Source organism: Methylobacterium sp. A52T, from assembly GCF_053346095.1.
Genome location: NZ_JBKFBI010000135.1, coordinates 1 through 17,517 on the forward strand (window position 1 = coordinate 1; position 17,517 = coordinate 17,517).

Consider the following 17,517-nt stretch of genomic DNA (forward strand, 5'->3'; position numbering starts at 1 on the left):
GCGGGGCGGAGGGGGGTGGGGCCGGGGCAACCCGGCCGGCCTTTCTCTTTGTCCGCGCCCGCGATCGTGTCGCCCGGCATCCGAAGCCGACGTCGCGCCGGCAACCGCCCGGGCTCGACGGAACGCGGCGCAGGATCGACGTGGCAGGGCGGCTCCGCGCCGCAGATCCGGCCCTCGCGCCGCCCGCATTCTGGACAGGACGATCCAGAGCCCGTTGCGAGCGCGGGGTTGCCAAGCTTAACCGTATCGGCCAGCCTGTCCGTAGTTACTGCGTACCGACCCGAGCTGAGCCGGAGTGCCGATGCGAGTGAACCACCAGCGCCGTCTCCTCAACAAGGCCGCGGAGGCACGGGATTACCAGATCACGATCCGTCAGAGGCCGGACGCGTCCTGGCCCGGCGATCACAGCCGGCTGACGGCGCTCCAGAGCACCGGCCATCTCCGGCGGATCGATCCGCACGAGGGTCCGGGTGGTCCGGTGGCGGTCTGGCAGATCACCGCGGCCGGCCTCTCCCAGCTCCAAGCTCTCACGTCGGGAGCCGAGTGATGGCGTCCGTCAAGATCCGCGCGACCGACGACGGGACCTTCGTGGTCTACCGCAACGGCTCCGCCGTCGCGTCGGGATTGACCCGCGAGCAGGCCGAGCGCTGCGCGACGGTCCTGGGCTGGATCGCACAGGGGCGCTGACGGCGCGCGGTGGCTATTCGGCGGCCGTCCCGTGGACCGCGTCGCCGAGAGCCTCACGCCGCGCGCTGTTCAGGACGCGCTGACGCGCTTTCGGATCCTGTATCGCGTGCCAGAGGCGGAAGAGCTCGTGCGTCATGCCGAGGTCGACGGCCTCGCCATCCGGTCCGTAGAAGGCCTCGACCGGACAGCCAATGACGGCTGCGATCTCGCGCAGGCGCGCGACAGCTCGAGCATCGATCGTCATTGGAGACAGAATTCCTACACGCCGGACGCGCAAGGGCTATCATTGCCCAACCCTGAGCAGCAAGGGATCACCCTGTACCAGGCCTGATCCGATCGTATCAGTTCGAACACTTCTCGGCATATGGTCGACACGCTGCGCGAGCGGGTTGCAGCGCGCATGACCTCACGAAAGCGTGAACATTCTCCGCACCGCCCGACGCCAGCGGCGTGCCAGCGTCCGCGATCTGGCTGGCCGCGGCGCGGCTCGTCGTGTCGCGCGGCCCGGCAGACCGGAACCGGCGGCACGAATCCGCGCCCCGACCTGTCCTCGCGTGCGCTGAACGGGTGATCGTGAAGCAATCGGCGGGACAGCTGCCGCGGAATTAGCGGATGGAAGCTTCCCGTTAACGAAGCGTAAACCTTTGTGACGTGATCCTAGGACGGTGGACGGGCACGGGATCCGACCACTCAGATCGGGCGAGGCTCCGATGATCGTCTTGATAGCCGCAGCCATCGTCAGCGGTCTCGCGACAGCCGCGATCCTGGCTCCGGTGAGCGCCCTCGCCGCGCTGATCATCGCACCGCTGGCAGCCAGCGCGTCGGCCATCCTCGCCTGCATCTTCATCGCTTGGCGCAACACGCGCGACGATGTCGGGCCGCCCAACCTCGAGACGCAGGCCGACGCGATGGTGGCGGTCCTGTGCGAGGTTGCCCAGCAGGGCAAGATCGTCCCGGTCGCCGCGCCGGTCCGGGTCCGCGGCCACCGGTCGGCCTGATCCCGGAGTGCCGCGGGCGGCGTATCGCCGGCCCGGTCCCGATCCCAACGGCACCGGTCGCGGCCCATCCTGCTCGGGAGGAGGCCGTCCGTCCCCCTCTCCGTCCTCCGATCTCTCCCCCGAGCGCGGTCAGTCAGGCATCGCGCAGGACGGAAGAGACGCTGGGCGTCGTTCTGTTCGAGCGGGTGGGTCAGGGCATCGCGCCGACCCCGGCCGGATAGGCTTTGTGCGGCCGTGTCGGGCGCGCCTTCGCCGAGTTGAACCGCTGCTCCGACCTCGGGGCGCCGCGGCTGGCGCGATTCCTGAGCGCCCATCCGGATTTCGAGGTGCGGCTCGCCGCCGGCATCGACTATGCCCGTCTCATCACCGACGCGTTCGACGCCGACATCGTCTCAGGACCGCCCCGCGGCGAGGATCCGGTGCGGATGCCGCTGGGTCCGGAAACCGTCACGCTGCTCCGCGACCCGCTCGGGCGGCCCGCATCCGCGAGCCGGCCGAGTTGCTGGCGCAGGTTCGCGCGGCTGAACGGCAGAGATTCCACAAGGGCCGGAAAACGAAGTACGGCGACGGGGCGCGGTCGCGTCGTGAGGATGTGTCGGGCAAACTGACCGGGACCGTTTTCCGCAGGATCGGATAACGGTATCGGAGAACGCAGGCGCGCCGAGACGCACCGCAAGGCACACGCGAAGACGCATGTGGGGCCGATCCCGCCGCCAGCGGCATCGGGAGCGGCCCCCACGGAGGGGCGCCATGCAGATCGATGTTGCGGCCGTCGAGTCGACGGCGGGGATTGAATTTTCGGGACCGCCGCTGCGCGCCCGGGGCTGGCTGCGCCGGGTGGATGCCGCGCTCGGCCACCTCGTGGAGATCCCGGCGGCACTGCTCGTCCTGGCCGAGATCGGGGTGCTGCTCAGCGGTGTCGTCAGCCGCTACGTGTTCCGCGATCCCATCATCTGGTCGGACGAACTCGCCTCGATCCTGTTCCTGTGGCTCGCCATGCTCGGCGCCGTTGTCGCCTTCCGGCGCGCCGAGCACATGCGCATGACCGCTTTCGTCGCCATGAGCGGCCCGCGCCTGCGCGCCTTCCTGGAGACGGTCGCCCTGGTCGCCGGCCTGATCTTCGTCGCCCTGCTGCTCGAGCCGGCCTTCGAGTTCGCCAGCGAGGAGACCTTCGTGCAGACGCCGGCGCTGGAGCTGAACAACGCGTGGCGCGCCGCCGCCCTGCCGATCGGCCTCGGCCTCATGCTGATCGTGGCGCTGATCCGACTCCTGGAGACCGCCGACTGGAAACTGACCGTCGGGGCGCTGATCCTGGGCGGCGGTGTTGCCGCCGCGCTCCTGGCGCTGCAGCCGTGGCTCGCCAACCTCGGGAACCTCAACCTGCTGCTGTTCTTCGTCCTCGGCGTCGGCGCGCTGGTCTTCTCCGGGGTGCCGATCGCCTTCGCGTTCGGCCTGTCGACCTTCGCCTACATCACGCTGACCACCAACGCCCCGTCGATGGTGGTGGTCGGCCGCATGGACGAGGGCATGAGCCACCTCATCCTGCTCGCCGTGCCGCTGTTCGTGTTCCTCGGCCTGCTGATCGAGATGACCGGCATGGCCAAGGCCATGGTCGGCTTCCTGGCGAGCCTGCTCGGCCACGTGCGCGGCGGCCTGCACTACGTGCTGGTCGGGGCCATGTACCTCGTCTCGGGCATCTCCGGCTCCAAGGCCGCCGACATGGCCGCCGTCGCGCCCGTGCTGTTCCCCGAGATGAAGGCCCGCGGCGCCAAGGAGGGCGACCTCGTCGCCCTGCTGGCCACCACCGGCGCGCAGACCGAGACGATCCCGCCCTCGATCGTGCTGATCACCATCGGCTCGGTCACCGGCGTGTCGATCACCGCCCTGTTCACCGGCGGCCTGATGCCGGGCCTCGTGCTGGCCGCGACGCTGTGCGCCCTGGTCTGGTGGCGCTACCGCCGCGAGGACCTGAGCCACGTCGCACGGCCCTCGGGCCGGGTCATCGGCCGCGCCTTCCTGGTGGCGATCCCGGCGCTCGCGCTGCCGTTCGTGATCCGCTTCGCCGTGGTCGAGGGCATCGCCACCGCCACCGAGGTCTCGACCATCGGCATCGTCTACGCGGCGCTGGCGGGCCTGCTGATCTACCGCCAGTTCGAGTGGCGGCGGCTCTACCCGATGCTGGTGACCACCGCGACCCTATCCGGCGCGATCCTGCTGATCATCGGCGCGGCCACCGGCATGGCCTGGGCGCTCACCCAGTCGGGCTTCTCGCAGACGCTCGCCGAGGTGATGAAGGGTCTGCCCGGCGGCACGCTCGGGTTCCTGTTCGTCTCGGCCTTCGCCTTCATCATCCTAGGCTCGGTGCTGGAGGGCATCCCGGCGATCGTGCTGTTCGGGCCGCTCCTGTTCCCGATCGCCCGGGCGGTGGGCGTGCACGAGGTGCATTATTCGATGGTGGTGATCCTCGCGATGGGCATCGGCCTGTTCGCCCCGCCCTTCGGCGTTGGCTACTATGCGGCCTGCGCCATCAGCCGGATCCATCCCGATGCCGGGATGCGCCCGATCGTCGGCTACATCCTGGCCCTGCTGATCGGGCTGCTCGCCATCATCCTCGTCCCCTGGTTCTCGATCGGCTTCCTCTGACGATCTCCACCGCGGGGGCGCGCCGCGCGCGATCAGATCATGCCGGCGCCGCCGGTCCGCGCGATCCGCTCGCGCTGCTCGGCGTAGCGTTCGGCCGCGGCGCGCCGCACTGCACCCTCGAGCCGGCTGACGAGATTCGCGAGGGTAGTCATCGTGCCGAGATCCCGGTCCTGACCGGGCGGGTCGCCCGGCGTGCTGCACTGCAATATGCGCGCGGCTCCGGGGACATGTCAGGGCCTGCATCTCGGAGCTGTCATGCAACGAGATCATGATGCGCGCGGAGGGACACGAACCGGCCCGACTTCCCACTCGGAGTGCCCGCCACCGGTCGGGTGCGCTGGGGTCGACGCGGCTCACTGAACCTGCATCTCGCATATGGAGGCCGATGCCGCCGCTGCCGTCTTCGCGAGCCGAGCGAAGCGACCCAGGGCGGCGCGACGTCGCTGAGCGTGGCGCCGACTGGATTGCTTCGCTGCGCTCGCAAAGACGGGGCGCCGCTTCAGGCGGAAGGGGCCGCGACTGCCCTATCGGGCCTGCGGCCTCGCCTGCCCGTCGAGGGGCAGGTCGCCCCGCGCCTCAAGACCCTCGCGGATCGCGCGCTTCGTCACCTTGCCGTAGCCGGATTTCGGCAGGGCCTCCCAGAAGAACACGCGCCGAGGCAGCTTGTAGCGAGCGACGGCCGCCGACAGCCACGCGATCAGTTCCCCCTCCTGCACCGCGGCCCCGGGACGCGCGACGCAGACCGCGACGCCGACCTCGCCCCAGGCGGGATCCGGGACGCCGAGGATCGCGGCCTCGGTGATCGCCGGATGCGTGAGGAGCTTCTCCTCGATCTCGCGCGGATACACGTTGGAGCCGCCGGAGATGTACATGTCCGAGGCGCGGCCGGTGATGAACAGGAAGCCCTCGGAATCGAGATGGCCGAGATCGCCGGTCCGGAACCAGCCGTCGCGGAACGCCGCCGCGTTGGCCTCCGGATTGTCGTAGTAGCCCGCGAAAACGGCCGGGCCGCAGACGCAGATCTCGCCGGTGGCGCCCGGCGGGCACTCGCGGCCCTGCACGTCCTGGATCTGGACCTGCATGCCGGTGCGCTCGAAACCGCAGGTGCCGACCTTGACGTCCGGCCCGTCCTCGGCCGCGTGCAGGCGGGGCGGCAGCACCGTGATGTTGCCCGTCACCTCGCCGAGGCCGAAGTATTGCACCAGCACCGGCCCGAGCACCCGCAGCGCGTGCTGCTGGTCCGCCCGGTACATCGGTGCGCCCGCGTAGATGACGTGGCGCAGGCTGGAATGGTCGTGCGTCGACACCGCGGGGTGCTCGGTCAGCAGCTTCACGATGGTCGGCACGGTGAAGAGGTTCGTGACGCGCCACGCCTCGACGAGGGCCCAGACCTCCTCGGGATCCAGCCGCTCGCCGGCGGTCAGCACCGTCTTGGTGCCGGCCGCGACCTGCGCGAGCTGGTGGATGCCGGCGCCGTGCGACAGCGGCGCCACGACCAGGGACGCGTCGGCCTCCGTCGTGCCCGGCATCAGGTCGCAGAGGTGATTGGTGATGACGAAGGCCATCTGGCCGTGGGTCAGGACCGCCGCCTTGGGGCGGCCCGTCGTGCCGGAGGTGAAGAAGAACCAGCAAGGATCGTCGTGCTCGACATCGGCGACGGGCGCGGCCGCGCCCAGATGGTCGGCAACGAGCGCGTCGTAATCGGCCCCGAAAACCGCGTCGCCGATCGCCACGACGCGATCGAGGTCCGGGCAGGCCTCGCGCACGGCGGCGGCGTGCTCCGGGAAACCCGCGCCGCAGATCAGCGTCGAGGCGCCGCTGGCACGGGCGAGATAGGCGATCTCCGCGGGCGTCTGCCGGAAATTGGCCGGCACCCAGACGGCGCCGAGCCGGAAGCAGACGAACATCGACTCGAACAGCTGGTTGCTGTTGCGTGCCTGGACCAGGACGCGATCACCCTTGGTCACGCCACGGGCGGCGAGCGCCGCCGCCATCGCGTCGACCCGGGCGTCGAGTTCGGCCCAGGTCCAGCGCCGCTCGCCCCAGGCGAGCCCCACCGCGTCCGGGAACCGGCGCGCGGCGCGGCGCAGGAAATGGGCGAGATTCATCACCCGCCGGGAGCACGGCGCGACCCCGCCGCGCGGCGCCCCCGCGGCGCTCATCAGGTGAGCTTCCCGCAGGCCTTCTCGAGCAGCGACCAGCCCTCGTCGCCGTACCGGCCCTTCCACTCGGCGTAGAAACCGGCCTTGCGCAGCTTGTCGCGGAAGGGCTCCGGGTCGGGCTTGTTGAAGACCATCCCGTTCTTCGACAGGTCCGCCTGCAGGTTGGCGTTGAGCTGGGCGACGTCGGCCCGCTCCTTCATCCCGGCGGCGTTGATGTGGCGGGCCACCGTCTCGCGCAGGTCCGCCGGCAGGCGCTCCCAGGCGCGGCGGTTCGCCAGGAACCAGTACCCGTCCCACATGTGGTTGGTGAGCGAGCAGTACTTCTGCACCTCGTAGAACTTCGTCGTGGAGATCACCGCCAGCGGGTTCTCCTGGCCCTCGACGATCTTGGTCTGCAGGGCCGAGTAGGTCTCGTTCAGGTTGATCGACGCGGGGGCGGCGTCGAAGGCCTTGAACATCGAGGTCCAGAGCGGCGAGACCGGGACGCGGATCCGGAAGCCCTTGAAGTCGTCGGGCGTGGCGATCGGCTTGGTCGACGAGGTGGTCTGGCGGTAGCCGTTGTCCCAGATCTTCTCCATGGCGACGAGGCCGGCCTTGGCGATCTGCTGGCGGACCCAGGCGCCGAGCTCGCCGTCCATGGCCGGCCAGACGGCGTCGTAGCTCGGGAAGGCGTAGCCGATGCCGTTGATCGACGCGTTCGGCACCAGCGTCGAGAGGATCAGCGGCGACATCGTGAAGAACTCGACGCTGCCCGAGCGCAGCTGGCTCAGCGTGTCGGTGTCGGAGCCGAGCTGGCTTGTCGGGAAGATCTTGAGGTCGAACCGGCCGCCGGTCTCCGTCCGCAGCGCCTCCGCCATCTCGCGGGCGCGGATGTTCATCGGATGCGTGTCGGGCAGGTTGTTGGCGTACTTGTACGTGAACTCCGCCTTCTGCGCCCGCGCCACGTGCGGGGCCGCCACGGTACCGGCGATGAGGGCCGTCGAGCCGGTCGCCAGAAATCGGCGGCGGGACAGGGGCGTGCGGTACGGGGACATGGCGGCCTTTCCGGTGCGGGCGCGGGGCCCGGCGTTTCCTCGGGTCCGCGTTGGTGCGGACTCCTGATTGCGGCCTCGATAGCCGCTGACCGGTGCCAGTCAACGGACTTTCGCGGCCGCGTCCCCGGGAATGATTGCATCCGGCCGCCGCTGATACGGGGCGGCCGGAGGCGGCCCCGGCCGCGCGAGACCGTGGCGACGCGGCGACGGCGCGGCGACGGCGCGGCGACGGCGCGGATGGCGCGGTCCGCGTCAGTCCCGGCCGGGCAGATGCACCGTCCAGGGTTCCTCGAAGGTGTGTTCCTCGAGGTTCACGCCCGGGCCGCCGCGGTCGACCACGACGAAGTCCTGCGGCTGGCCGTAAGGCGTCAGCACCCCGTGCCACGTGTTGCGCGCGTAGCAGACCCCCTGCCCCGGCGCCGTCACGAAGGCCTGGGGCGGGCCGGGACGGCCCTCCGCGTCCGGACAGACCACCACCAGAAACGGCGCCGCGCTCAGCGGCAGGAACGCCTGCGCGCCCAGCGGGTGCCGCTCGACCAGGCCGAGCCGCAGCGGCACCGGGTAGGGCTGCGCCTCGACCAGCCCGATCACCACCCGCGACCCCTCGCCCACGACCTCGACCGCCGCCAGATCGTGGAAGCGCCGCGCCATCCCGCCGTTCATCGGCCGCGGCGCCACCGCGGCGGCGTCGATCACCGTGCCGAACGGCGCGAAAGCCTCGGCCGTCAGCGGCCGGGCGACGACCGTGCGGGCGCCCGCGCTCACCGGCCGAGCCCGCGCGGCGCCAGCGCCGGGTGGCGGTTGACGTCCTTGTACAGCAGGTACCGGAACGGGCCCGGGCCGCCCGCGTAGCAGGCCTGGGGGCAGAAGGCGCGCAGCCACATGAAGTCGCCCGCCTCGACCTCGACCCAGTCGCGGTTGAGCCGGTAGACCGCCTTGCCCTCCAGCACGAACAGTCCGTGCTCCATGACGTGGGTCTCCTCGAAGGGGATCGAGGCGCCCGGGCGCATGCTGACGATGTTGACGTGCATGTCGTGGCGCAGGTCGTCGGAGGCGACGAAGCGGGTCGTCGCCCAGGCGCCGTCGGTGCCGACCATGCCGGCCGGCTCCACCGCCGACTCGTGGGTGACGAAGGACGTCGGCGCGTCGAGGCCGGCGGCGGGCTGGTAGGCCTTGCGGATCCAGTGGAAGCGCGCGGGCGCGTCGCCGTCGTTGCGCAGGGCCCAGGCCGCCCCGGGGGCGAGGTAGGCGTAGCTGCCCGGCCGCAGTGCGTGGCGCGCGCCCTCCAGGGTGAGGCTGGCCGTGCCGGCGACCACGAACAGGACGCCCTGGGCCTGCGGCTCCGGCTCGGGGGCCTGGCTGCCGCCGCCGGGGGCGACCTCCATGAGGTACTGGGCGAAGGTCTCGGCGAAGCCCGAGAGCGGCCGGGCCACGATCCAGGCCTGGGTCCTGTCCCAGCCCGGCAGGAGGCTGGTGACGATGTCGCTCATCACGCCGTGGGGGATCACCGCGTAGGCCTCGGTGAACACCGCGCGGCCGGTCATCAGCCGCGTCTGGCCGGGTAGGCCACCGCACGGGGGGTTGTAGGCTCCAGCGCTCATGGTCGGTCTCCGGGATTCGACTTCAAGCTGTAAACGTCTGTCGGGGATCTGGTCACGCGGTGCGCGGCTCGGCGACCGGCGCCTCGAGGATCTCCGCCGTGTCGGTGGTGTCCTCGCCGTTCAGGACGCGGTTGGCCCGCGCCCGGTCGATGTCGCCCTCCCAGGCGGCGATGACGACGGTCGCGACGCAGTTGCCGATCAGGTTCCCGAGGGCGCGGGCGATGCCGACGAACCAGTCGATCGACAGGACGAGGACCAGCCCGATCACCGGGATCTCCGGCACCGCCGACAGCGTGGCGGCGAGGACGACGATCGCCGAGCCGGGCACGCCGTGAGCCCCCTTCGAGGTCAGGAGCGCGATGCCGAGGATCAGTATCAGGTGGCCGAAGGACAGGTCCGTGTTGGTCGCCTGGGCGATGAACACGGTGGCGAGGGTCAGGTAGAGCGAGAAGGCGTCGAGGTTGAAGGAGTAGCCGGTCGGGATCACGAGGCCGACGGTGGATTCCTTGATGCCGAGCCGCTCCAGCTTGCGCATGACCTGCGGCAGCACGCAGTCCGAGGAGGCGGTGCCGGCGACGACGGTCAACTCTTCGCGCAGGTAGGCGAGCAGCTTGAAGAGGCTGAACCCCGCGAGCCGCATGATGCTGCCGAGCACCACGACCACGAACAGCGCGACCCCGGCGTAGAAGAGCATCACCAGCATGCTGAGCTGTTTGAGAGAGCCGACGCCGTACTTGCCGACCGTGAAGGCGACCGCGCCCAGCACGCCGAGCGGCGCCAGCCGCACGATGAAGCCGATGATCCGGAACAGGACCTCGGTGATGCGCTCCAGGCTGTCGGCCAGGGGCTTGCCGCGCTCGCCGAGGAGCGAGAGGCCGGCCCCGAACAGGATCGCGAGGAGCAGGACCTGGAGGATGTCGCCCTTGGCGAAGGCGTCGACGAAGGTCGTCGGCACGATCTTCATCAGGAAGTCGACGGTGCCCGTCACCTGCCCGACCCGGTCGGTGTAGCTGGTGAGCGACTTGGCATCGAGGGTCGCCACATCGACGTTCATGCCGTGACCGGGCGCGAAGACGTAGGCGAGGACGAGCCCCAGCGCGAGCGCGACGGTCGTCACCACCTCGAAATAGATCAGGGATTTGAGCCCGACGCGACCGACCTTCCGGAGGTCGCCCGCGCCGACGATGCCGTGCACGACGACGCCGAAGACCAGCGGCGCGACCACCATCTTGATGAGCTTGATGAAGACGTCGCCCAGCGGCTTCAGGGTGACGGCGAACTCGGGCCAGAGCCGGCCGACGAGGATGCCGATCATCAGGGCGGCCACAACCTGCCCGAACAGCGACCCGTACAAGCGCTTCATCGCGATCTCCCCGGGAAGGCTTGCCCCGACCCGGCCGCGATCGCCCCGCCTCTCCTGGGCGGGATCGGTCGAGCCCGATCGCGAGGCGCGGCGGCATTGTGCAGCACGATGCCCGGTCGCCCTTCCTGGCGGCAAAATCGTGCCGGACGATCTAGACGTCAAATATCTATTTCATTTAGTTTGAAACGCTCAGAGTTTTAATCTGACCATGGAACTGCGCCACCTCCGCTACTTCGTCGCCGTGGCGAAGCACCTGAGCTTCACCGCCGCCGCGGACAGCCTGGGTGTCGCGCAGCCGCCGCTCAGCCAGCAGATCCGCGATCTGGAGGCGGAGATCGGGACGGCCCTCTTTGAGCGGACGACCCGGCGCGTGGCGCTGACGCGGGCCGGTCACGACTTTCACGTTCAGGCGATCGGTCTCCTGGAGCGGGCCGCCGAAGCCGTCGAGCGCGCCCGGGCGATCGGCGCGGGCACCGCCGGCATCATCAATGTCGGCCTGACGGGCTCGATGCTGGCCGGGCCGCTCGGGCACGCGATCCGGGATTTCGCGCAGGTCTACCCCGCGGTGGATCTCCGGATCCACGAGATGTCGCCGGATCGCCAGATCGCGATGCTGAAGGCGGGCCAGACCGACGTCAGCTTCCTGCGCGCCCCGCCGCAGGATGCCGATCTGGTCCGGGTCCGCGCGTGGAGCGAGACCGTGCAGGTCGTCCTTCCGAGGGGGCACCGTCTCGCGCGGGGCAGGCTCCGGCTCGCCGACCTGCGCGACGAGCGGTTCGTGTTCCTCCGGATGTCCGATTCGCTGTTCGCCAAGTATCTCTGGGATTGCTGCGTCGAGGCCGGGTTCGTCCCCACCATCACCCATCAGGCCGTCGAGGCGGCCTCATTGACGAGCCTCGTCGCATCCGGCCTGGGCATCGCCATCATCCCGGAATACGTCGCCCGGCTGGCGCATGCCGACGTGGTCTACAGGCCACTCGAGGGACCCCGCATCCGCGCCGACGTCTTCGCGCTGTGGTCGCCCGCGAAAGCGGCTCTGGTCGGAAACTTCGTCGATCTGGTCCGCGACGGTCGGAAGACGCCCGCCGACTAGGCGGAAGGCCCGGGCCTCCGCGCCGTGACGGGTGCCGGCAGGACACGCGCGCCCCTCGGATCGCCGGCCGTGGCCGAGCAGCCCGATGCTTTTCCCTTCCTGAATTTCCTGTATCCGCCTTCTTTTCGGTTCGCCATATTCCCGAAACGAATCTGATACGCTATTGCAGCTCAAGGTCCGGAGCGCTTGAAGCCATAATGCCTTCCCAGTTCATCCGCTCCGCGGCCTGGGCACCCACGATTGCTTTGTCGTGGTTCTGGGGGCTCGGGTTTTTCTACGCGATCCACGTCACGCTGACATACGGCTGGCTCGGGTTTCTTGCCTTCGCCTTGCCGAACGCGGCCGGTCTCGGCCTGTTCGGCTGGGTGCTCGGCGCGCCCCGTCGGAATCTCGACGCGATCGTGGCCGCCGTGCAGGGCCCCTACGCCCTCCTGTTCATGGGGGCCCAGTTCTTCGCCGTCGCGATCACGATCTTCGGCTTCGCGGCCTACGCGTGGCTCCCCCTGTTCGGCCACGACGCCGCCGTGGGCGTGATCGCGCTGGTTCTCGTCGCCTGCTCGCTCGGCCACGCCGTCCCGCTGCGCGGGATCCGCATCGTCCATTGCGGGGCCCTGGCGGTCGGGCTCGCCGCGAGCGTGATCCTGCTCGGCGGTCTGTCCGCGCACCGGGACGGCTGGGACGTCCCGCTGCAGGCCTTCGACGAGCGCTTCTACGGGCTCGTCGTCCCCTCGCTGGTCGGCTTCCTGCTCGGCCCCTGGATGGACATCCAGCAATGGCAGCGGGCGGTCGAGATCCGGCGCTCGGGCGGGTCGGTGCGCGCGGCGTACATGACCGGCGCGCTCCTCTTCCTCGGTCTCCTGACGATCAACGCGCTCATCGCCGCGCGGGCGGGGCTCGGCATGCCGGTCACCTCGTCCGACGGCCTGTCGGGAGCCTACGCGGCCGTGGCGCAGGCGATCGGGCACGAACCCGCGACCGGCGTCGCGGTGGCCTTCGTGATCTGGACGGCGATCGCCGCCGCGACCACGATCGACAGCTTCTACAGCGCCACGCGCTGGCTCGGGATCTCGGTCACGGCGCGCAGCAATTCCCCGCTCCTCGCCTTCGTGCCGGCCGGCCTCGTGGCGTCGCCGGTCTGGATCCTCGGTGCCGCGCTCGCCACGGCGGCGGCGGCGATCTGGGCGAACCTCTCGCTCCTCTACCTGATGATGCCCTTCGCCACGCTCCTCGTCGGGGCGGCGGCGTGTCTCGTGTGCGAGACGCTCGGCGCGACCCGCCGCTACGACCCGGTCCTCAGCTCCATGATCGGGGCGACGGCGTGCCTGATCTTCGTGACGGGCTACCTGGCCCCGAGCTGGGCGTTGCTGGCCATCGCGCCGCTGATCGGCTTGATCGGCGCACTCCCGATGATCGCGGAGGTCCTCGGCTGGCGCGCGCCGCCGCCGGTCGCGGAGCTGATCCCGGCGGAGCGGGCGCCGCGGGCGGCGCCGGTGCCCGTGGCCGTGGACCAGACCGACGCCGTCGCGTCGCACGGGTTCGACGGGCACTGGTTCGTCCTGCGCCTCATCCCGACCTACGACGACACCAACTCGGTCGGGAACGTCTACTTCGCCAATTACGTGCGCTGGGTCGGCAAGGCCCGCGAGCTGTTCTTCAACATCTGCATGCCGGATTTCGACCTGAAATCGACGGACTTCTACATCCTGACGAAGTCCTTCCAGCACGACTTCCGCCGGGAGGCGATGGAGTTCGAGCCGGTCACCGTCCGCATCTCGATCGCGAGCCACAACCGGAAGTTTGTGACCCTGGCGCACGAGATCCACAGCGAGGTCAACGGCCTTCTCGGCCGGGGCGAGCAGTCGCTGATGTTCGTGGACACCGTCCACTATCGCCCGCTCGATATTCCGCGGGCGATCATCGAGGGCTTCCTGCCCTACTGGCCGAAGACGTCCCCGCACGCCGTCGCGGACGGCAGCGGCCCGACCGGCGTCGCGCCGCTCGGCGTCTGACCGCGCCTCACGCCGCCTGAACCGCCGCCGGGAGGAGTTGACGGCTGCGCGCCAGCGCGGCGGCCTGCTCGGCCGGCAGCGGCTTGCTGAACAGGTAGCCCTGGAACTCGTGGCACCCCTGCTCCAGCAGGCAGGCGCGCTGGGCGTCAGTCTCGACGCCCTCCGCGGTGATCGTCATGTCGAGGCTCGTCGCCATGTCGATGATCGCGTTCACGATCGCCGCAGCGCTCCGCTCCTGCGGCAGGTCCCGGACGAAGCTCTGGTCGATCTTGATCTTGTCGAAGGCGATCCGGCGCAGGTAGCTCAAGCTTGAGTAGCCGGTTCCGAAATCGTCGAGGGACAGCCGCACGCCCATCTCGCGGAGCTTGGCGAGCGTGGCGTTGATCGCCGGCGTGGCCTCGAGGAACACCGATTCGGTCACCTCGAGCTCCAGGCGCGGGGCGGCGAGCCCGCTCGTGCGCAGCGCGGAGCGGACGAGCTGGGTCAGGTCCGAGTGCCGGAACTGCCGCGGGGACAGGTTGACGGCGATGCGGACATCCCCCGGCCAGCCCGCCGCGATCCGACAGGCATCCCGGAGGATCCACTCGCCCAGCGGTATGATCACCCCGGTCTCCTCGGCGAGCGGGATGAACTCCCCGGGGGAGACGAAGCCGCGCACCGGGTGCTTCCACCGGATCAGCGCCTCGAAGCCGCGCACGCGGCACTCCTTGGCCGCCACGATCGGCTGGAAGTAGAGGACGAATTCGTCCCGATCGAGCGCGCCCCGCAGGTCGGCCGTCAGGGCGCGCCGCGCCTCGATCCGCTCGTCCATCTCGGCTTCGTAGAAGCGGTAGCCGTTCCGGCCCTCGCTCTTCATGCGGTAGAGGGCGAGGTCGGCCCGCCGCATGATCTCCTGGCACCCGTCCTGCGGGGCGATCGCGATCCCGATGCTGACGCTGACGGTCAGCCGGATGCCGTCGATGGTGAACGGCGACGCGAGCGCCTCGACGATGCCGTTCGCGAGCGACTCGATGCCGTGCAGGTCCCGGGCGCTCCGTCCGGTCGCGAGGACCGCGAACTCGTCGCCCGCCAGACGGGCGAGCTGGACGTCGGACGCCTCGAAGCTCCGCAGCCGCTCGGCGACCGACTTCAGGAGCCTGTCGCCGGCCGCGTGACCGAAGGTGTCGTTCACGCTCTTGAACTCGTCGAGGTCGAGGGCGAGCACGGCGAACCGGTCGCCCTGCGCCAGCCGTTCCCGCGCCGCCTCCTGCAGCTGATGGAACAGGACCCGGTTGGGCAGATCGGTCAGGGAATCGTGCAGGGCGAGATACGACAGCCGCTCCTCCGAGCGCCGCTTCTCGGTCACGTCGGAGCCGACGCCGCGATAGCCCGAGAAGGCGCCGGCCCGGTTGAAGGTCGGCTTGCCGCTGAGGCACCACGTCCGCCGCTCGCCGGCGATGTCGAGCTGCAGGTGCAGGTTCCGGAAGGCGCGCCGCTCGGCGATGCAGCCCCACAGGGTGGTGCTCGAGTGGCTCCTGGGGGGCGCCACCGGCGGCAGCAGCAGCCGCTCCAGGGGCAGGCCCATCAGCTGGCGCTCGGAGGAGCCGGCGACCTCGATCAGGCGCGGCGAGACGTGCTGGAGGCGCAGGTCGGCATCCGTCTCCCAGAGCCAGTCGCTGGCGCTCTCCTCGAACTCGTTGAGCAGGAGGTGGGTGAATTCCTGCTGCCGCTCCAGCTCGATCTGCGCGATCACCCGCATCGTCAGCAGCCGGCTGAGATGCACGATCGTGAAGCAGATGAAGATCGCGTAGAAGAACAGCAGGACCGCGACGTAGATGTAGAAGGGCTCCCCGGTCGTCGCGAGGGCGATGAACGAGCCGAGGATGATCAGGCCGGAATAGCCGATGGCGACGCGGGGCAGCACCGCCGCGCTCATGCCGGTCGCGATCAGGCCCGCGATGCTGGAGGCGATCAGGAGCCGCCCGTGCGCGTCGGCCCCGGCGAAGAGCATGACCGGGATGGAAGCCAGCAGGAGGCCGTAGGCCTGGGCGGCCAGCACCACGCCCTGGACGAACGAGGACGGCACTTCGAGGGGTTTCGGACGGGAGCGCCAGCGCCAGCACTGCTGAAGCGAGACCACCGCCAGGGGCAGGACCAGCGCCTCGAGCCCGGCGAGGTAGACCCGGTTGCCGGGTTGCCAGAACAGGTAGACGATGACCTGTACGACGCTGAGGCTCACAAGAATCGTGAAGGGAACCAGGCGGAGCGCGACGTCGAGCTGCTCGACGCGGGCGCGCGCGCGAAGGTTCGCGTCGAGTGGATCCGCTTTGCGATCGGTATCGATCAGGAAAGAAATCAACATCTCGCGCGACGCAAACGCCCTCTGAGAAACCTTTACGATCGAAAACTGCGGCTCTCGCTATTTAGATGCATACACAATCGCTCGCTTGCACAAGTACAAGTCGCTCGTCGGTTTACAACTCGTAAATATCGCGCCGGCACCAGGCGCTGCGGCTCGCATCCGCCGGGCGGCGGCGCTAAGAGGCGAGCGCGCTCCGGTCGCGGCTCAGGCAGAGCCGTCCGCGGGGCCGCGTAGGATGAAGCAGACGATGCCGCAAACCCTGGGCCTCAACCGCATCCTGGGCGGTGCGATCGGCGTCATCGCCCTGGTGTCGGTGCTGACCAGCGGCGCGGTCCTGATCACGGCCGATCAGCTGCGGGACGCGACCGATGCCCGGAGCCGGTCCAACCAGCTGATCCGCGCCCTCGACGGCTTCCGCGCGGCCATGCTCAATCAGGAGACCGGACTGCGCGGCTACCTGATCACGGGCCGCGACGGCAGCCTGGAGCCGTACCGCACGGGGCGCCAGACACTGGACGAGGCGATCGACAGGCTCAGGACCCTGATCGGCCACGATCCAGAGCGGACGCGCCTCTTGGCCGACGCGGTGGCCGCGGCCCGCAGCTGGCAGACCGAGGTCGGCGAGGTCGTCGTTCGAATCGCGGCCGATCCGGCGAAGCGGGACGAGGCGGTCAAGATCGAGGCGGACGGTCAGGGCAAGCGGCTGTTCGACACCTTCCGGGAGAAACTCGCGGCCATCGAGGGTCTTGAAGGAGCGGTTCGGGCCGCGCTGGCCGAGCGCGTCGCGCGGAGCGAGCGCAACGAGGGCCTTGCCCTCTGGGGCGGTACGCTGATCACGCTGCTGATCTGCCTGGGCATCGGGATCGCCATCAACCGCCTCGTCGTCAGGCCCCTCGTGGGGGTGATGACCTTCGTGGGACGGGTCGGCGAGGGCGACCTGTCCGGCCAGCTGGCGGCGGGCCGGCGCGACGAGATCGGCCGTCTGAGCACGACGCTGAACACGATGGTCTCGGGTCTCTCGGACCTGGCGCGGACGAACCGGGCGGCGACGGCGGACCTGAACGCGGCCGCGGCCGAGATCCGCGCCTCGGCGCAGGAGCAGGCCGCCTCGGTCGAGCAGCAATTCGCCGCCGTGCAGGAGACGGCCGCCACGGTCGACGAGATCACCCATTCGGGGGCGCAGATCTCCAAGCGCGCCACAGAGGTGATCGCCACCGCTCAGGCGACCGCCCAGACCTCGCGCCAGGGGCTGCGCGCGGTCTCCGACACCGCCAAGGCCATGGACGCGATCCGCGAGCAGGCGGAGGCGGTGGCGGGCAACATCGTCAGCCTGTCGGAGAAGACCCAGACGATCGGCGACATCATCGAGACGGTCAACGACATCTCGGAGCGCACGCACCTGCTGGCGCTGAACGCCGCCATCGAGGCGGCCGCGGCCGGCGAGAGCGGGCGCAGCTTTTCGGTGGTGGCCTCGGAGATGAAGCTCCTGGCCGACCAGGCCAAGGCGGCCACGGGGCAGGTGCGGGGGATCCTGGGCGAGATCCAGCGGGGCATCAACACGTCGGTGATGCTGACCGAGGAGGCGG

16 protein-coding genes are annotated in these 17,517 nt (G+C 70.0%); 10 read left to right on the plus strand and 6 right to left on the minus strand.

Annotated features, from left to right (window positions below; all coding sequences use genetic code 11):
- Positions 1 to 301 precede the first annotated feature (301 nt).
- The 7 genes from ACLBYE_RS24555 (at position 302) to ACLBYE_RS24585 (ending at position 4,328) form a co-directional block, all read left to right on the plus strand.
- Positions 302 to 547, plus strand: a complete 246-nt coding sequence (locus ACLBYE_RS24555) for a hypothetical protein (RefSeq protein WP_447696174.1) — start codon at positions 302 to 304, stop codon at positions 545 to 547.
- Complete coding sequence (locus tag ACLBYE_RS24560; RefSeq protein WP_170855268.1) at positions 547 to 687, plus strand: hypothetical protein; 141 nt, start codon at positions 547 to 549, stop codon at positions 685 to 687. The genes ACLBYE_RS24555 and ACLBYE_RS24560 overlap by 1 nt, the downstream gene beginning before the upstream one ends.
- Positions 688 to 718: 31 nt before the next feature.
- Positions 719 to 1,018 carry a hypothetical protein gene (locus ACLBYE_RS24565; RefSeq protein WP_447696175.1) on the plus strand — a complete coding sequence of 100 codons (300 nt, stop codon included), beginning with the start codon at positions 719 to 721 and terminating at the stop codon, positions 1,016 to 1,018.
- A gap of 379 nt (positions 1,019 to 1,397) precedes the next feature.
- On the plus strand, positions 1,398 to 1,685 hold the full coding sequence (locus ACLBYE_RS24570; protein WP_447696176.1) for a hypothetical protein: 288 nt from the start codon (positions 1,398 to 1,400) through the stop codon (positions 1,683 to 1,685).
- The gene (locus tag ACLBYE_RS24575) at positions 1,610 to 1,906 is read left to right on the plus strand and encodes a helix-turn-helix domain-containing protein (protein WP_447696177.1); all 297 of its coding nucleotides are present in this window, start codon (positions 1,610 to 1,612) and stop codon (positions 1,904 to 1,906) included. The genes ACLBYE_RS24570 and ACLBYE_RS24575 overlap by 76 nt, the downstream gene beginning before the upstream one ends.
- A gap of 3 nt (positions 1,907 to 1,909) precedes the next feature.
- Positions 1,910 to 2,293: a hypothetical protein gene (locus ACLBYE_RS24580; RefSeq protein ID WP_447696178.1), complete on the plus strand. Its 384-nt coding sequence runs from the start codon at positions 1,910 to 1,912 to the stop codon at positions 2,291 to 2,293.
- Between the two features lie 142 nt (positions 2,294 to 2,435).
- On the plus strand, positions 2,436 to 4,328 hold the full coding sequence (locus ACLBYE_RS24585; protein ID WP_447696179.1) for a TRAP transporter large permease: 1,893 nt from the start codon (positions 2,436 to 2,438) through the stop codon (positions 4,326 to 4,328).
- 524 nt (positions 4,329 to 4,852) lie between these two features.
- Here ACLBYE_RS24585 and ACLBYE_RS24590 read toward each other — a convergent pair.
- The 5 genes from ACLBYE_RS24590 to ACLBYE_RS24610 all read right to left on the minus strand — a co-directional run bounded on the left by ACLBYE_RS24590 (position 4,853) and on the right by ACLBYE_RS24610 (position 10,488).
- The gene (locus tag ACLBYE_RS24590) at positions 4,853 to 6,490 is read right to left on the minus strand and encodes an acyl-CoA synthetase (RefSeq protein WP_447696180.1); all 1,638 of its coding nucleotides are present in this window, start codon (positions 6,488 to 6,490) and stop codon (positions 4,853 to 4,855) included.
- A complete protein-coding gene (locus ACLBYE_RS24595; RefSeq protein ID WP_020093576.1) occupies positions 6,490 to 7,524 on the minus strand; it encodes a TRAP transporter substrate-binding protein in 1,035 nt (344 codons plus the stop codon). Before ACLBYE_RS24595 ends, ACLBYE_RS24590 begins: the two co-directional genes overlap by 1 nt.
- A gap of 252 nt (positions 7,525 to 7,776) precedes the next feature.
- Positions 7,777 to 8,289 (minus strand): ureidoglycolate lyase, encoded by a 513-nt coding sequence (locus ACLBYE_RS24600; RefSeq protein ID WP_091927804.1) that lies wholly within the window; start codon positions 8,287 to 8,289, stop codon positions 7,777 to 7,779.
- Positions 8,286 to 9,125, minus strand: coding sequence for a bifunctional allantoicase/(S)-ureidoglycine aminohydrolase (locus tag ACLBYE_RS24605; RefSeq protein ID WP_026604998.1), 840 nt, complete (start codon positions 9,123 to 9,125; stop codon positions 8,286 to 8,288). The genes ACLBYE_RS24600 and ACLBYE_RS24605 overlap by 4 nt, the downstream gene beginning before the upstream one ends.
- 52 nt (positions 9,126 to 9,177) lie before the next feature.
- Positions 9,178 to 10,488: a dicarboxylate/amino acid:cation symporter gene (locus tag ACLBYE_RS24610; protein ID WP_447696181.1), complete on the minus strand. Its 1,311-nt coding sequence runs from the start codon at positions 10,486 to 10,488 to the stop codon at positions 9,178 to 9,180.
- A 208-nt stretch (positions 10,489 to 10,696) separates the two neighbouring features.
- Here ACLBYE_RS24610 and ACLBYE_RS24615 point away from each other — a divergent pair, with 208 nt between their 5' ends.
- Together ACLBYE_RS24615 and ACLBYE_RS24620 are read left to right on the plus strand one after the other, a co-directional pair.
- Positions 10,697 to 11,581, plus strand: coding sequence for a LysR family transcriptional regulator (locus ACLBYE_RS24615; RefSeq protein ID WP_447696182.1), 885 nt, complete (start codon positions 10,697 to 10,699; stop codon positions 11,579 to 11,581).
- Positions 11,582 to 11,778: 197 nt separating this feature from the next.
- Positions 11,779 to 13,590, plus strand: a complete 1,812-nt coding sequence (locus ACLBYE_RS24620; RefSeq protein WP_447696183.1) for a thioesterase family protein — start codon at positions 11,779 to 11,781, stop codon at positions 13,588 to 13,590.
- A gap of 7 nt (positions 13,591 to 13,597) precedes the next feature.
- Here ACLBYE_RS24620 and ACLBYE_RS24625 read toward each other — a convergent pair whose 3' ends face one another.
- Positions 13,598 to 15,931, minus strand: a complete 2,334-nt coding sequence (locus tag ACLBYE_RS24625; protein ID WP_447696184.1) for a putative bifunctional diguanylate cyclase/phosphodiesterase — start codon at positions 15,929 to 15,931, stop codon at positions 13,598 to 13,600.
- 247 nt (positions 15,932 to 16,178) lie between these two features.
- Here ACLBYE_RS24625 and ACLBYE_RS24630 point away from each other — a divergent pair.
- A partial coding sequence (locus tag ACLBYE_RS24630; protein ID WP_447696185.1) for a methyl-accepting chemotaxis protein occupies positions 16,179 to 17,517 on the plus strand: 1,339 nt, incomplete at its 3' end.

Coding starts and splice junctions, on each gene's coding strand:
- ACLBYE_RS24610 (WP_447696181.1), bottom strand. CDS start 10,488: ATGAAGCGCTTGTACGGGTCGCTGTTCGGGCAGGTTGTGGCCGCCCTG.
- ACLBYE_RS24625 (WP_447696184.1), bottom strand. CDS start 15,931: ATGTTGATTTCTTTCCTGATCGATACCGATCGCAAAGCGGATCCACTC.
- ACLBYE_RS24595 (WP_020093576.1), bottom strand. CDS start 7,524: ATGTCCCCGTACCGCACGCCCCTGTCCCGCCGCCGATTTCTGGCGACC.
- ACLBYE_RS24585 (WP_447696179.1), top strand. CDS start 2,436: ATGCAGATCGATGTTGCGGCCGTCGAGTCGACGGCGGGGATTGAATTT.
- ACLBYE_RS24560 (WP_170855268.1), top strand. CDS start 547: ATGGCGTCCGTCAAGATCCGCGCGACCGACGACGGGACCTTCGTGGTC.
- ACLBYE_RS24620 (WP_447696183.1), top strand. CDS start 11,779: ATGCCTTCCCAGTTCATCCGCTCCGCGGCCTGGGCACCCACGATTGCT.
- ACLBYE_RS24590 (WP_447696180.1), bottom strand. CDS start 6,490: ATGAGCGCCGCGGGGGCGCCGCGCGGCGGGGTCGCGCCGTGCTCCCGG.
- ACLBYE_RS24605 (WP_026604998.1), bottom strand. CDS start 9,125: ATGAGCGCTGGAGCCTACAACCCCCCGTGCGGTGGCCTACCCGGCCAG.
- ACLBYE_RS24555 (WP_447696174.1), top strand. CDS start 302: ATGCGAGTGAACCACCAGCGCCGTCTCCTCAACAAGGCCGCGGAGGCA.
- ACLBYE_RS24615 (WP_447696182.1), top strand. CDS start 10,697: ATGGAACTGCGCCACCTCCGCTACTTCGTCGCCGTGGCGAAGCACCTG.
- ACLBYE_RS24570 (WP_447696176.1), top strand. CDS start 1,398: ATGATCGTCTTGATAGCCGCAGCCATCGTCAGCGGTCTCGCGACAGCC.